The sequence below is a fragment of the Clavibacter tessellarius genome, assembly GCF_001618005.1.
Lineage (GTDB): Bacteria > Actinomycetota > Actinomycetes > Actinomycetales > Microbacteriaceae > Clavibacter > Clavibacter tessellarius_A.
This window is the reverse complement of record NZ_LQXA01000018.1, coordinates 34,104-47,741: the sequence shown is the minus strand read 5'-3', so window position 1 is coordinate 47,741 and position 13,638 is coordinate 34,104. Positions and strand designations below refer to the sequence as shown.

General features: G+C 72.0%; 12 protein-coding genes. 4 read left to right on the top strand and 8 right to left on the bottom strand.

From position 1 onward, the window contains the following. Positions 1–47: 47 nt before the first annotated feature. From guaA to guaB, 8 genes are all read right to left on the bottom strand, one after another. Positions 48–1,628: a glutamine-hydrolyzing GMP synthase gene (gene guaA, locus AWH51_RS04090; protein WP_063070850.1), complete on the bottom strand. Its 1,581-nt coding sequence runs from the start codon at positions 1,626–1,628 to the stop codon at positions 48–50. Continuing rightward, positions 1,625–2,161, bottom strand: a complete 537-nt coding sequence (locus AWH51_RS04085; protein ID WP_063070849.1) for a DUF3817 domain-containing protein — start codon at positions 2,159–2,161, stop codon at positions 1,625–1,627. Before AWH51_RS04085 ends, guaA begins: the two co-directional genes overlap by 4 nt. 9 nt (positions 2,162–2,170) lie before the next feature. After that, entirely contained in the window at positions 2,171–3,127 is a 957-nt protein-coding gene (locus AWH51_RS04080) for an SURF1 family cytochrome oxidase biogenesis protein (RefSeq protein ID WP_063070848.1), read from the bottom strand. Beyond that, positions 3,127–4,668: a cation:proton antiporter gene (locus tag AWH51_RS04075; protein WP_063070847.1), complete on the bottom strand. Its 1,542-nt coding sequence runs from the start codon at positions 4,666–4,668 to the stop codon at positions 3,127–3,129. Before AWH51_RS04075 ends, AWH51_RS04080 begins: the two co-directional genes overlap by 1 nt. A 3-nt stretch (positions 4,669–4,671) precedes the next feature. Further along, the gene (locus AWH51_RS04070; protein ID WP_043668926.1) at positions 4,672–5,205 is read right to left on the bottom strand and encodes a cation:proton antiporter regulatory subunit; all 534 of its coding nucleotides are present in this window, start codon (positions 5,203–5,205) and stop codon (positions 4,672–4,674) included. Positions 5,206–5,305: 100 nt separating this feature from the next. Further along, the gene (locus tag AWH51_RS04065; RefSeq protein ID WP_063070846.1) at positions 5,306–6,424 is read right to left on the bottom strand and encodes a GuaB3 family IMP dehydrogenase-related protein; all 1,119 of its coding nucleotides are present in this window, start codon (positions 6,422–6,424) and stop codon (positions 5,306–5,308) included. Continuing rightward, positions 6,417–7,565 carry a hypothetical protein gene (locus AWH51_RS04060; RefSeq protein ID WP_063070845.1) on the bottom strand — a complete coding sequence of 383 codons (1,149 nt, stop codon included), beginning with the start codon at positions 7,563–7,565 and terminating at the stop codon, positions 6,417–6,419. The genes AWH51_RS04065 and AWH51_RS04060 overlap by 8 nt, the downstream gene beginning before the upstream one ends. A 176-nt stretch (positions 7,566–7,741) precedes the next feature. Next, entirely contained in the window at positions 7,742–9,244 is a 1,503-nt protein-coding gene (gene guaB / locus AWH51_RS04055) for an IMP dehydrogenase (protein ID WP_063070844.1), read from the bottom strand. Between the two features lie 237 nt (positions 9,245–9,481). On the opposite strand from guaB, the gene AWH51_RS04050 reads away from it, so the two are divergent. The 4 genes from AWH51_RS04050 to AWH51_RS04035 are packed head-to-tail and all read left to right on the top strand — an operon-like array spanning position 9,482 to position 13,591. Then, the gene (locus AWH51_RS04050) at positions 9,482–10,942 is read left to right on the top strand and encodes a branched-chain amino acid ABC transporter permease (protein WP_063070843.1); all 1,461 of its coding nucleotides are present in this window, start codon (positions 9,482–9,484) and stop codon (positions 10,940–10,942) included. A 6-nt stretch (positions 10,943–10,948) separates the two neighbouring features. After that, positions 10,949–11,920, top strand: a complete 972-nt coding sequence (locus AWH51_RS04045; protein WP_063070842.1) for a branched-chain amino acid ABC transporter permease — start codon at positions 10,949–10,951, stop codon at positions 11,918–11,920. Continuing rightward, a complete protein-coding gene (locus AWH51_RS04040; RefSeq protein ID WP_063070841.1) occupies positions 11,913–12,836 on the top strand; it encodes an ABC transporter ATP-binding protein in 924 nt (307 codons plus the stop codon). Before AWH51_RS04045 ends, AWH51_RS04040 begins: the two co-directional genes overlap by 8 nt. Further along, on the top strand, positions 12,833–13,591 hold the full coding sequence (locus tag AWH51_RS04035) for an ABC transporter ATP-binding protein (RefSeq protein ID WP_063070840.1): 759 nt from the start codon (positions 12,833–12,835) through the stop codon (positions 13,589–13,591). Before AWH51_RS04040 ends, AWH51_RS04035 begins: the two co-directional genes overlap by 4 nt. Positions 13,592–13,638: the final 47 nt, after the last annotated feature.

The following is a 13,638-nucleotide window of genomic DNA, read 5'->3' as shown; positions in this document are numbered from 1 at the left end:
CTCCCCTAGGGGAGCGGCCTTCGTCGTTCACGGCGTGCGCGGGAGGATCACTCCCACTCGATGGTGCCCGGCGGCTTCGACGTGACGTCGAGCACGACGCGGTTCACGCCGTCCACCTCGTTCGTGATGCGGTTCGAGATGCGCGCGAGCACGTCGTACGGGAGGCGGGTCCAGTCGGCGGTCATCGCGTCCTCGCTGGAGACGGGACGCAGCACGATGGGGTGGCCGTAGGTGCGTCCGTCGCCCTGCACGCCGACCGAGCGGACGTCCGCGAGGAGCACGACGGGGCACTGCCAGATCTCCTGGTCGAGGCCCGCGGCGGTGAGCTCGGCGCGCGCGATGGCGTCGGCCTTGCGCAGCAGCTCGAGGCGCTCGGCCGTGACCTCGCCGACGATGCGGATCCCGAGGCCGGGGCCGGGGAACGGCTGGCGTCCCACGATGACCTCCGGCAGGCCCAGCTCGCGGCCGATGGCGCGCACCTCGTCCTTGAACAGGGTGCGGAGCGGCTCGACGAGCTCGAACTTGAGGTCCTCCGGGAGGCCGCCGACGTTGTGGTGGCTCTTGATGTTCGCGGTGCCCGTGCCTCCGCCCGACTCCACCACGTCCGGGTAGAGCGTGCCCTGCACGAGGAAGCGGATGGGCTCGCCGTCGGCCTTCGCCTCGAGCACGAGCGCCTCCGCGGCGCCCTCGAACGAGCGGATGAACTCGCGGCCGATGATCTTGCGCTTGGCCTCGGGATCCGTGACGCCCGCGAGCCCGTCGAGGAACTGCTCGGCCGCGTCGACCGTGACGAGGCGGACGCCCGTGGCGGCCACGTAGTCCTCCTCGACCTGGCGGCGCTCGTCATGGCGGAGGAGGCCGTGGTCGACGAAGACGCAGGTGAGCTGGTCGCCGACCGCGCGATGCACGATGGCCGCGGCGACCGCGGAGTCGACGCCGCCGGACAGGCCGCAGATGACCTTCGCGTCGCCGACCTGGGCGCGGATCCGCTCGACCTGCTCGGCGATGACGTTGCCGCTGTTCCAGTCGCCGGGGATGCCCGCGGCGCGGTGCAGGAAGTTCTCGAGCACGGCCTGGCCGTGCGCGGAGTGCTTGACCTCGGGGTGCCACTGCACGCCGTAGAGGCGGCGCTCGTCGCTCGCGAAGGCGGCGACGGGGGTGGAGGCGCTCGAGGCGAGCACCTCGAAGCCCTCGGGCGCCTTCGACACGGAGTCGCCGTGGCTCATCCACACGGTCTGGTCGTCGGGCTGGCCGTCGAGCAGGGTGCTGCCGGGCGTGAGCGTGACCGCGGTGGATCCGTACTCGCGCTGCCCGGTGTGCGCGACCTCGCCGCCGAGGGCGCGGGCCATGACCTGGAAGCCGTAGCAGATGCCGAGCACGGGGACGCCGAGGTCGAGGATCCCCTCGTCGAGGCCGGGCGAGCCCTCCTCGTAGACGCTCGACGGGCCGCCGCTGAGGACGATGCCGGACGGGTCCTTCGCGCGGATCTCCTCGGCCGTGATCGTGGACGGCACGATCTCCGAGTAGACGTTGGCCTCGCGGACGCGGCGGGCGATCAGCTGCGCGTACTGGGCGCCGAAGTCGACGACGAGGACGGGGCGCTGGTTCGTGGGGTTGTCGACGCTCAAGTGGTGGCCTCCGTGGTGGTGGTCGGGTCGATGGGTCGGGGGTCCTCGTCGTCGCGGTCGGCGGCGTTCGCGCGCCGCGGGGTCTCGAGCTTCGCGATGACCTCCCGCACCTGGCGCGCGATGCGCGACTCGACGACGAAGGAGAGGAACGGCACGACGCCGCCCGCGGCGATGAGGATGAAGCGGGTGAACGACCAGCGCATCTTCTGCCAGAGCAGGAAGTCGCTGATGAGGTAGACCACGTAGATGTTGCCGTGGACGATCTGGATGATGAGGCTGAGGTTCGTGCCCGTGAGGGTGTCGGCCGGCGACAGCGCCAGGAAGCCGGACGGGCCGTTCAGCTCGAGCTCGTAGCCGGCGCCCGCGAGGTACTGCAGGGATCCGTCGACGAACTGGAAGCCCGGCAGGTACTTGAAGCCCATCTCCACGACGAGGAGGAGCAGGAACGCGCCGGTGATGAACGCCATGACGCGGTAGAAGCCGAGGACCCTCCGGATCTGCGGGACGTCGGAGCGCTTGAGTCCGTAGGCCATGCGTGGATCCTACCGGTCGGCGTCTGCGCGGCTCCCGCGGCGGGGAGCGCCGGAGACCTCGTCGTCGGCATCCTCGGGGAGCGGATCCTCGTCGTCCTCGTCGTCCTCGCGGTAGCCGGGCTGCTCGCGCGTCCACGCGTCGCGGACGGTGCGGTACCAGATGACGATGGCGAAGATCGCGAAGACGGCCCACTCGGCCGCGTAGAAGATGTTGAGCCAGTTGAGCTGCACGGCCTCGCTCGGCGGCGGCGAGTCGATGGCCTGGAGGCCGGCGACCGGGGTCGACGCGACGATGAAGCCGTTGTAGACGTCGCCCACGTCGCCCGGCCAGAGGTTGACGAGCGCGGAGGTGGCGAGGCGCGTCATGCGCGCGGGGTCCTGGCCGGATCCGGGCGGCTCGGGCGACTCGCTCGGGAGGAAGCGGCCGACGAGCTCGGCGTCGCCCGTCGGCGCGCCGACGCCCGCGTTCAGCGCGGCGACGACGCCCGCGGCATCGGCGTCCGTGGCGGCCCAGCCGAGGGCGACGGGCACGCTGTCCGGGAGGCCGCCGTCGGTGTCTCCCCCGGGCGCGCCCGCGTCCGAGATGGCGAGGTGGCCGACGACCCAGGCGCCCGTGCGTCCGTCATTGAGGCGGTCGGACACGACGACGTAGTCGCCGGGCACCAGGGATCCCGACACCGTGACCAGGTGACCCGCCGACCGGTCCGTCACGTAGCCCTGCGGCTCGACGAGCGTGCCGAGCGGCAGCGCGGTCTCGGTGTCGCGCTCGATGACGACGCCGGACTCGACCGCGCGCGCCAGCTGCCACTGCCCGAGGGCGGCGAAGCCCGCGGCGATGAGGAGCGCCAGCGCGAGCAGCGCGATGAAGCGGGGTCGGCGGGCGACCTGGCCGACGGTGGGACCGACGGGGGCGGGCTCGGATTCGGCGGCGGGGCGCGCGCGGCCGGGATCGGGTGCGGAGGTCATCAGTAGTCGGGTTCCCGTTCGCGGGTGGGCGGTGTCCAGGTGTCGTGGTCGGACTGCTGGCCGGCCTGCTCGGCACGACGCCGGTCGGGGGCGGGGTGCCTGTCGGCGTCGTCGTCGTCGGGCGCACCGGCGTCGGGGCCGACCGCCGCGGCGGTCGGTCGGCGGGCGCCGTCGGCCTCCGGGCCGGTGCCCGGCGCCATGCCGCGGGCGGCCGTGCCCGGGCGGGATCCCGTCACCGCGAGGCCGTCGTCGTACGCCTCGGAGGCCGCGTCGCCACGCGCCTCGCCGCGCTCGGCCGCCTCGAACAGCGCCAGCGCGTCCGCCCGCTCCGCGTCGCGCTCGGCCTTGGCGGCGGCCCGCTTGGTGGCGGAGCGGTAGCGGGTGGGCAGCACGGCCGTGCCGATGCGCACCGAGTTGGCGGCGAGCAGCGGCCCCATGATCGCCATCACGAGGACGTAGAGGCCCGCGAACGGCTGGATGCGCTCGTCGAGCCCCGCCGAGAGCGAGAGCGTCGCCAGGATGAGCGCGAACTCCCCCCGGTTCTGGAGGATGAAGGCCGTGTTGATGCCGGCCTGCGCGCCGTGCCCGTTCAGCCAGGCGACGAACTGGCCGGCGATGAGGTTCAGCGCGACGGTCATCAGCACGGCGACGAGCACCGGGATCAGGACGGTGGGGAACTCCCGCGGGTCGAGCGCGAGGCCGAAGTTGAGGAAGAAGAACGCGCCGAAGACGTCGCGGAGCGGGATGGCGATCTGCTCGATGCGGTTGCGCATGCGCGTCGCCCCGAGCACGAGGCCGATGAGGAACGCGCCGATCGCGTCCGTGACGCCGAGCACCTCGCCGATGCCGCCGAACAGGATCGCGAGGCCGAAGAACAGCACCGTGAAGAGCTCCACGTCGCGCGTGCGCATGAAGCGCGACAGGAACGCGCCGCCCTTCCGCGCGACCGTGAACATGACCACGAGGAACGCGAACGAGATCGCCAGCTGCCCGACCACGGCCCACGGCTCCGTCTGGCCGCTCAGGACGACCGACACGATGGCGAGGTACACGGCGATGAAGATGTCCTCGACCACGGTGACGCCCAGGATCATGGGCGTCTCGTCGTTCGCGAGGCGGTTCAGCTCGATGAGGAGCTTCGTGACGATGGCGCTCGACGAGGTCGCCGTCATGCCCGCGATGACGAGCGCCTCGCGCGTGCCCCAGCCGAGGGCGAAGCCGAACGCGAACCCGACGCCCATGTTGATGAGCACGTACGAGCCGCCCGAGACGATGAGCTTCCCGGCGTTGCCGAAGAACTCGTCCTGGTCGAACTCGAGGCCCAGGTTGAACAGCAGCAGGATCAGGCCGAAGACGGCGATGAGCTCGATGTCGCCCGAGGCGAAGTCGAGCGGGAACCACTCCACGCTCGGGCTCGCGAGGAGCCCGACGAGCATGTAGATGGGGATCGCGGGCAGGCCGATGCGCTTGCCGAGCTGGCCGAACGCGTAGGCGAGGACGAACAGCAGGCCGAGGACGATGAGGTCGAGGCCGTGATGCACCCGCTACCCTCCGTCCGGCGCGGAGCCGGAGGCGGGGCGGTGCGGGAACTCGCCCGTCCGGTAGAACGCGAAGGCCTTGGCGACCTTCTCGGGGGATCCGGCCACCACGAGCGTGTCGCCCGGGTAGACGGTGAAGTCGTCGGACGGTGCCGGGTTCGCGGACTCGCCGCGGACGACCGCGACCACCGTGAGGCCGACGACGCCGCGGGACGCGAGGTTGCCGAGCGCCTGTCCGGCGATGTGGTCGTCGTAGTCGACCGTGAACCAGTCGATGCTGAGGCCGGGGATCTGGTCGAGCTTGTCGAGCGACTCCGTGATGCGCGTGCCGCCGAGGAGCTCGGCGAGCGTGTGGGCCTCGTCCTCGCTGAGGCGGAGCGACACCTTCTGCGTGTCGGGCCCGTCCTGCTCCTCGGAGAAGGTGATCAGGTCGCTGTGGCCGGAGCGGTGGGCGATGACGCCGACCTTGCCCCCATCGTCCGTGATGAAGGTGTGCAGCACGCCGACACCCGGCAGCTTGACGCGACGGACCTCCGCCATGCGCGCACCTCCCTCTTCCTGTGGTTCACAACGCGGGCCGCGCCCCGCATGTTCCCGTGCCGCCTGCGCGATCCGGACCGGCCGGGCGGCCGGACGCGGGCTACTTGCCGTACGGCGCGACGACGACCTCGACGCGCTGGAACTCCTTGAGGTCGGAGTAGCCGGTGGTGGCCATGGCACGACGGAGCGCGCCGACCAGGTTGGCGCTCCCGTCGGCCGTGGTGGACGGGCCGTAGAGGATCTGCTCGAGGGGCGCCACCTGGTCGACCCGCACGCGGTGCCCGCGCGGGAGCTCGGAGTGGTGCGCCTCGGCGCCCCAGTGGTAGCCCTGGCCGGGCGCATCGGTGGCGCGGGCGAGCGTGCTCCCGAGCATGACCGCGTCGGCGCCGACCGCGATGGCCTTGACGATGTCGCCCGAGCTGCCGAGACCGCCGTCCGCGATGACGTGCACGTAGCGGCCGCCGGACTCGTCCATGTAGTCGCGGCGAGCGCCGGCGACGTCGGAGAGCGCGGTGGCCATGGGCGCGTGGATCCCGAGGGTGGACCGGGTGGTGGACGCCGCTCCCCCGCCGAACCCGACGAGCACGCCGGCCGCGCCCGTGCGCATGAGGTGCAGGGCCGCCGTGTAGGTGGCCGCGCCCCCGACGATGACGGGCACATCGAGCTCGTAGATGAACTTCTTGAGGTTGAGCGGCGCCGCGCCCTTGGAGACGTGCTCGGCGGAGACGGTGGTGCCGCGGATGACGAAGAGGTCGACGCCCGCTGCGACGACCGTCTCGTAGTGGTCGGCGGTGCGCTGGGGCGAGAGCGCGGCGGCGACGACGACGCCGGCCGCGCGGATCTCGGCGATGCGCGCAGTGATGAGCTCGGGCTTGATCGGCTCGGCGTAGATCTGCTGCATGCGCGCGGTGGCCGACTCGGGCGGGAGCGAGCGGATCTCCTCGAGCAGCCGCTCGGGGTGCTCGTACCGGGTCCAGAGGCCCTCGAGGTCGAGGACGCCGACGCCGCCGAAGCGGCCCATCGCGATGGCCGTGGTCGGGGAGACCACGGAGTCCATGGGCGCCGCGAGGATCGGGATCTCGAACTGGTACGCGTCGATGGACCACGAGACCGCGACGTCCTGCGGGTCGCGCGTGCGCCTCGACGGGACGATGGCGATGTCGTCGAACGCGTACACGCGGCGGGCGCGCTTGGCGCGGCCGATCTCTACATCACTCACCCCCACAGCCTAGCGGCGGGCTCCTGCGCGACCGGTCGCCGGCCGGGCCGCCGCGACCACCCGGGGCCACGGCGGGCGCGGACCGCCGCTCCGGCTCGAGGCCGGCGTGGAGGAGGAGCGCGCGCAGGCGCCCTGCCCCCAGGACGTCGCGCTCGGCGACCTCGATGACGCGCCAGCCGCCGTCCGATCCCTCCGCGTCGGCCGTCGGCCCCGTCTCCCGCGCGGCCGCCGGAGCGCCGCGAGGGGGCCCGCCGAGGATCCGCAGCGCCACCCGCTCGCGCGGCCACGCCAGGGCGAGACGACCGTGCCCGGGCGCGTGCGGCGCCGCCAGGGGGACGGGGAGCCCGGCCTCGTGGGCGATCCCCCGGGCGATCGACTCGACGGCGGACGCCGACGCCCCGTCCGCCGCGGCGACGAGCGCCTCGGACCGCCGGCTCCAGGGGCCGGGCCCGCGGAGAGCGCGCTCGGCGTCGAGAGCGGATCGGCTGCAGGGCGCGGGGCGTCCCGCGGCGAGCGCGGCATCCAGCGCGACGAGCCCGTGGGCGAACCAGCCGGGACCGCGGGGAGCGGCGGAACGCACCGCCTCCATCGCCGCGTCGTGGGAGGCGGCGAGCGCGGCGGCGGCCAGGCCCGGCGCGCGGATCCCGCTGACGATCTGCACCAGCCGCGAGCGCCCCTGCGCGGGATCCCGCACGATGCGCGTGCCCGCCCGGCGCCCCGGCGGCGCGTGCGGCAGGTCGAGCAGCGTGACGAGCGTCGGCCAGGGCGCGATGCGCGGCAGGTCGTGCACGGCCGCCGCCGACGCCCCGCCCAGCACCACGGGCGTCGTCGAGACGCGGGCCAGCGCGCGGATGCGCAGGAGGTGCCGCTCCCGCGCCGACACCGCCTCCCACGCTCGCCGGTCCACGTGCACGCCGGCGCGCAGCCGCACGAGCTCGCCGCGCGCCTCGGCACGCGCCACCGTGGCGGCCTCGGCGCGTTCCTCGACCGCGGCGACCGCCGTGCCCGCGCCTGCTGCCGGAGCCGCCGCCGGGGGCCCCGAGAGGATCAGGACCACACCGGGCGGACCGAGCGCCCACGCGCGGAGGCCGGGGACGGGTGGAGGGGGAGGCGGGCAGCAGGAGGGCGGATGCGAGGGCATGCGGGCAGTGTCGCCGCGTCGCCGATGCGGTGGGCCGCTCGTCGACGACGCGCCGGACGCGCGTGGCCGCCCGTCGCCTGTGAGGGAGGCCCGGGACGCGGAGGAGGGGCCGGCGCACGATGCACCGGCCCCTCCTCGGCCGCGCGGGACCCGAGCGGCTCCCGCCCGCTCCCGCGTCAGCGCCGGTAGTTGGGCGCCTCGACGACCATCTGCACGTCGTGCGGGTGCGACTCCTTGAGCCCCGCCGCCGTGATCCGCACGAAGCGGCCGCGGTCCTTCAGCTCGCCGACCGTGCGGGCGCCGACGTAGAACATCGACTGCCGGAGGCCGCCCGTGAGCTGGTACACCACGTTCGCGAGGGACCCGCGGTAGGGCACCTGGCCCTCGATGCCCTCGGGGATGAGCTTGTCGTCGCTCGGCACGTCGGACTGGAAGTAGCGGTCCTTCGAGTACGAGGTCTTGGATCCGCGCGTCTGCAGGGCGCCGAGCGAGCCCATGCCGCGGTAGCTCTTGAACTGCTTGCCGCCGACAAACATGAGGTCGCCGGGGCTCTCGTCGCAGCCGGCGAGGAGGCTGCCGAGCATGACGGTGTCCGCGCCGGCGACGAGCGCCTTCGCGATGTCGCCCGAGTACTGCAGCCCGCCGTCGGCGATGACGGGGATGCCCGCCGCGCGCGCCGCCAGCGACGCCTCGTAGACCGCGGTGACCTGCGGCACGCCCACGCCCGCGACGACGCGCGTGGTGCAGATGGATCCGGGGCCGACACCCACCTTGATCGCGTCGGCGCCCGCGTCGATGAGCGCCTGGGCGCCCGAGCGCGTGGCGACGTTGCCGCCGATCACGTCGACGTGCGCCGACGCGGGGTCGGACTTGAGGCGGCGGATGATGTCGAGCACGCCCTTGCTGTCGCCGTTGGCCGTGTCGACGACGAGCACGTCGACGCCCGCGTCCACGAGGGCCATGCCGCGCTGCCAGGCATCCCCGAAGAAGCCGATGGCCGCGCCGACGCGGAGGCGCCCCTCGGCGTCCTTCGTCGCGTCGGGGTACTGCTCCGACTTGTCGAAGTCCTTGACCGTGATGAGGCCGCGCAGCTTGCCCGCGTCGTCGACGAGCGGGAGCTTCTCGATCTTGTGCTCCGCGAAGATCGCGATGGCGTGGTCCGGGTCGATGCCGACGCGGCCGGTGATGAGCGGCGTGCGGGTCATGACGTCGCGCACGAGGGTGGTCGCCGCCTGCACGGGCGACACGAAGCGCATGTCGCGGTTCGTGATGATGCCGACGAGCGTGCCGTCCGACTCCACGACCGGGAGGCCGGAGACGCGGAACTGGCCGCAGAGCGCGTCGACCTCGGCGACCGTGGCGTCGGGACGCGTGGTGACCGGGTTCGTGATCATGCCGGACTCGCTGCGCTTCACCTTGTCGACGAAGGCGGCCTGGTCCTCGATGGAGAGGTTGCGGTGGATCACGCCGAGGCCGCCCTGGCGCGCCATCGCGATGGCCATGCGCGCCTCGGTGACGGTGTCCATGGCGGAGGAGAGGAGGGGGGCGGCGACGCTGATGTTGCGCGTCAGCCGGGAGGTGGTGTCCGCCTCGCTCGGGATGACGTCGGTGTGCCCCGGCAGGAGCATGACGTCGTCGTAGGTGAGGCCGATGACGCCGAACGGGTCGGACTGATCCAAGTTCCCTCCAGGGGGATGAGAGGCGGGTGGTGGGGCCGGGGGACCGCGTCGGCAACCGGTGTGTCGATGTTAACCGCCGTGGCCGGTGCGCATTCCCGCCGTAGCACGCCGCCACGCGGCACACGGCTGAAACATCCAGGACATAATCAGCACGTACTGTCAACCAACGTCGTCCTGACGGTAGTCGCGGCGCCTGCGCGGATCTCACCATCCGCCGGCTCCCCCCATGGAGGTCTAGTGATAGCCACTGGTTCGGCCGGAGCGCGCGCGCAGCGCGTCTGGGCCCTGATTCTCGCGGTGGCGTTCGCCTGCGCCGCGCTCGTCCTCTCGGCCCCGGCCGGCGCCCACGCGGATCCGCGCGGGGCACCGCAGGCGGTCGACCCGGCCACCGCCGAGCAGTCGCTGCTCGTCTGGGTGCGGGCCGACGCCGACAAGACGGGCATCGCCGGCGTCACCGTCACGGTGACCGGCGGCGGCGTCGAAACCACGGGCGTCACCGGCGCCGACGGCAAGGCCGAGGTCGGGCTCGCCGCGCCGGGGTCGTTCACCGTCCAGGTCGACGAGTCGACCATCCCGCAGGGCGCCGGCGTCCCCCGCGCCGGCTCGAGCCCGCGCGAGATCGACGTCTCCCCGGGCAACAAGGGCGTCCCGGCCTTCTTCTTCGTCTCGCCCGACGCGGCGGCGGGCGGCTCCGGCGGGTCGACCCCCGCGCCGAGCGCGAGCGCCGGCGCGTCCACCCCCACCGCGGGCGAGACGGCGGCACCGGACACCGAGACCGGCGCGGTCTCCGGCACCGCGGAGCCCGTGACCCAGAACAACTTCTGGAAGATCTTCTGGCCCAAGGTGGTGACGGGCCTCATCTTCGGCCTCCTCCTCGCCCTCGCGGCCATCGGGCTCTCCCTCATCTACGGCACCACGGGCCTCAACAACTTCGCGCACGGCGAGCTCGTCACCTTCGGCGCGCTGATGGCGTACCTCTTCAGCAACCTGCTCGGGCTCAACCCCGTGCTCGCGATCGCGATCACGGTGGTCCTCGGCGGGGCGTTCGGGTACGCGCAGGACTGGCTCATCTGGAAGCCGCTGCGGAAGCGGAGCCTCGGGCTCGTGCCGCTGATGATCGTCACCATCGGCCTCTCGCTCGCCCTGCGCTACCTCTTCCAGTTCATCTTCGGCGCCGACCGCCTGACGCTCCCCAACAGCCCCGCGCCGTTCCTCGTGGTCGGGCCGGTGAGCCTCAAGTTCACCGACGTCGCCGGCGCGATCGTCTCGATCGTGCTGCTCCTGGCGGTCGCGTACGTGCTGCTCTACACGAAGATCGGCAAGGCCACCCGCGCCGTCTCCGACAACCGCTCGCTGGCGGCCGCATCCGGCATCGACGTGGAGCGCGTGATCCGCGTGGTCTGGGTCGGCGGCGCCGCCCTCGCCGCGCTGTCGGGCGTCTTCATCGCCTACTACCAGTCGCTGCGCTGGGACACGGGCGCGTCCATCCTGCTGCTCGTCTTCTCCGCCGTCGTGCTCGGCGGACTCGGGACGGCGTTCGGCGCCCTCATCGGCTCGATCGTGATCGGCGTGTTCATCAACGTCAGCACCATGGTCCTGCCCGAGAACATGAAGTACGTGGCCGCGCTCGTGGTCATGATCGTCATCCTGCTCATCAGGCCCCAGGGCATCCTGGGCCGGAAAGATCGGATCGGTTAGCCGCGCATGAACACCAACTTCATCTTCCTGGCGATCGGCGAGATCTTCTCGCCCACCACCGCGGCGTACGCGCTCGCGACGGTCGGCCTCGTGGTGCACTTCGGCTTCACGGGACTGCTCAACTTCGGACAGGCCGGGTTCATGGCCATCGGCGGATACGCGTTCGCCGTCACTGCGGTCATCTACGGCTGGCCCGTGTGGGCGTCCCTCCTCATGGCCATCCTGGCGTCGACCGTGTTCGCGCTCATCCTCGGCATCCCGACGCTGCGGCTGCGGGCGGACTACCTCAGCATCGTGACCATCGCGGCCGCGGAGATCATCCGGTTGAGCGTCAAGACACCCGAGTTCTCGGACGTCACGGGCGGCTCCGAGGGCATCAACGGCGCGGCCGTCGGCTTCAACGAGCTGAACCCGCTGCCCGAGGGCCGCTTCGGCGCCGGCGTGCTCACGTACTCCTCCGACCAGTGGTGGATCCGCATCGTCGGCTGGGGCCTCGTGGGCATCGCCTGCCTCCTCGTGTTCCTCCTCATGCGCAGCCCCTGGGGCCGCGTGCTGAAGGGCGTGCGCGAGGACGAGGACGCCGTCCGCGCGCTCGGCAAGAACGTGTACTCCTACAAGATGCAGGCGCTCGTGCTCGGCGGCGTGTTCGGCGGGCTCGCGGGCGTGGTCTTCATCCTCCCGAGGTCGCTGCAGCCCGACAACTACGGCACGCAGCTCACGTTCTTCCTCTACACGATCATGCTGCTGGGCGGCGCCGCGACCATCTTCGGCCCCGTCATCGGCTCGATCATCTTCTGGGTCACGCTGTCGCTCTCGGACGGCCTGCTCAGCCTCGCGGTCACCAACGGCTGGCTGCCCATCTCGAGCACCCAGCAGGGCCCGATCCGCTTCATCATCGTGGGCGTCGCGCTCATGCTGCTCGTGATCTTCCGACCACAGGGCATCTTCGGGAAGAAGAAGGAGACGCACTTTGCCTGACAAGACCCCGGTCTCGGCCATCCTCGACGGCGACGCCGGGCCCGGCTGCGCCAAGAAGGACCCGATCATCGTCGCGCACGGCGTCAGCCGCCAGTTCGGCGGCCTCACGGCGGTCGACGTGGAGCACCTGGAGATCCCGCGCGGCTCCATCACCGCGCTCATCGGCCCGAACGGCGCCGGCAAGACCACGTTCTTCAACCTGCTGACCGGCTTCGACAAGCCGAACACCGGCACGTGGGAGTTCTCCGGCAGGGACCTCGCCGGGATGAGCGCGTTCCGCGTGGCCCGCCTCGGCATGGTGCGCACCTTCCAGCTCACCAAGGCCCTCGGCGGCATGACCGTGCTGGAGAACATGCGCCTCGGCGCCACCGGCCAGGGCGGCGAGAACTTCTTCTCCGCGCTGATCCGCCCGCTGTGGCGCACGAAGGAGGACGCGATCACGGAGCGCGCCCGCGGGCTCCTGAAGAAGTTCAAGCTCGACGCCAAGGAGGAGGACTACGCGGCCAGCCTCTCCGGCGGCCAGCGGAAGCTCCTCGAGATGGCCCGCGCGCTCATGACCGAGCCCGAGCTGGTGATGCTCGACGAGCCCATGGCCGGCGTGAACCCGGCGCTCACGCAGTCGCTGCTCCACCACATCCTCGACCTCAAGACCGAGGGCATGACCGTGCTGTTCGTCGAGCACGACATGCACATGGTCAACGAGATCGCCGACTGGGTGGTCGTCATGGCCGAGGGCCGCATCGTCGCCGAGGGCCCGCCCTCGACGGTGATGAGCGACCCGGCCGTCATCGACGCCTACCTCGGCGCTCACCACGACACCGACCTCGGCACGCTCACGGGCCAGCGCGAGGTGGCGAAGGACATGGAGTCCGACCTCGTCAAGGACGAGATCGAGAAGGAAGCGGCAGAGAAGTGACGACAGAGCGGGTCCTCCAGACCACCGACCTCCACGCGGGCTACCTGCCCGGCGTCAACATCCTCAACGGGTGCAACGTGCACGTCGACAAGGGCGAGCTCGTCGGCATCATCGGCCCGAACGGCGCCGGCAAGTCCACGCTCCTCAAGGCGATCTTCGGCCAGGTGGACGTGCGCGGCGGCAGCATCGAGCTGAACGGCCAGGACATCACCGGGCTCAAGGCCGACAAGCTCGTCTCGCGGGGCGTCGGCATGGTGCCGCAGAACAACAACGTGTTCCCCACCCTCACCATCGACGAGAACCTGCAGATGGGCGCCTACCAGAAGCCCAAGATGTACAAGGAGCGGCTGGCGTTCGTCACCGACCTGTTCCCGGAGCTCGGCAAGCGGCTGAAGCAGCGCGCCGGATCCCTCTCCGGCGGCGAGCGCCAGATGGTCGCCATGTCGCGCGCGCTGATGATGGACCCGACGGTGCTGCTCCTCGACGAGCCGTCGGCGGGCCTCTCCCCCGTGCGCCAGGACGAGACGTTCATCAACGTCGCGCAGATCAACCGCGCGGGCGTCTCCGTGATGATCGTGGAGCAGAACGCCCGCCGCGCGCTGCAGATCTGCGACCGCGGCTACGTCCTCGACCAGGGCAAGGACGCGTACGAGGGCCGGGGGCGCGAGCTCATGAACGACCCGAAGGTCATCGAGCTGTACCTCGGCACCCTCGCGGCCGACCAGGAGAAGGCGAAGGCGGCGCCCCAGCCCTGATCCGCCCTCCCGCACCACGCGACGCGGCATCCCTCCGGGGGTGCCGC

Bases quoted from the DNA above. Each gene is read 5' to 3' on its own strand.
- AWH51_RS04085 (WP_063070849.1), bottom strand. From the start codon at position 2,161: ATGGCCTACGGACTCAAGCGCTCCGACGTCCCGCAGATCCGGAGGGTC.
- AWH51_RS04080 (WP_063070848.1), bottom strand. From the start codon at position 3,127: ATGACCTCCGCACCCGATCCCGGCCGCGCGCGCCCCGCCGCCGAATCC.
- AWH51_RS04070 (WP_043668926.1), bottom strand. From the start codon at position 5,205: ATGGCGGAGGTCCGTCGCGTCAAGCTGCCGGGTGTCGGCGTGCTGCAC.
- AWH51_RS04060 (WP_063070845.1), bottom strand. From the start codon at position 7,565: ATGCCCTCGCATCCGCCCTCCTGCTGCCCGCCTCCCCCTCCACCCGTC.
- AWH51_RS04045 (WP_063070842.1), top strand. From the start codon at position 10,949: ATGAACACCAACTTCATCTTCCTGGCGATCGGCGAGATCTTCTCGCCC.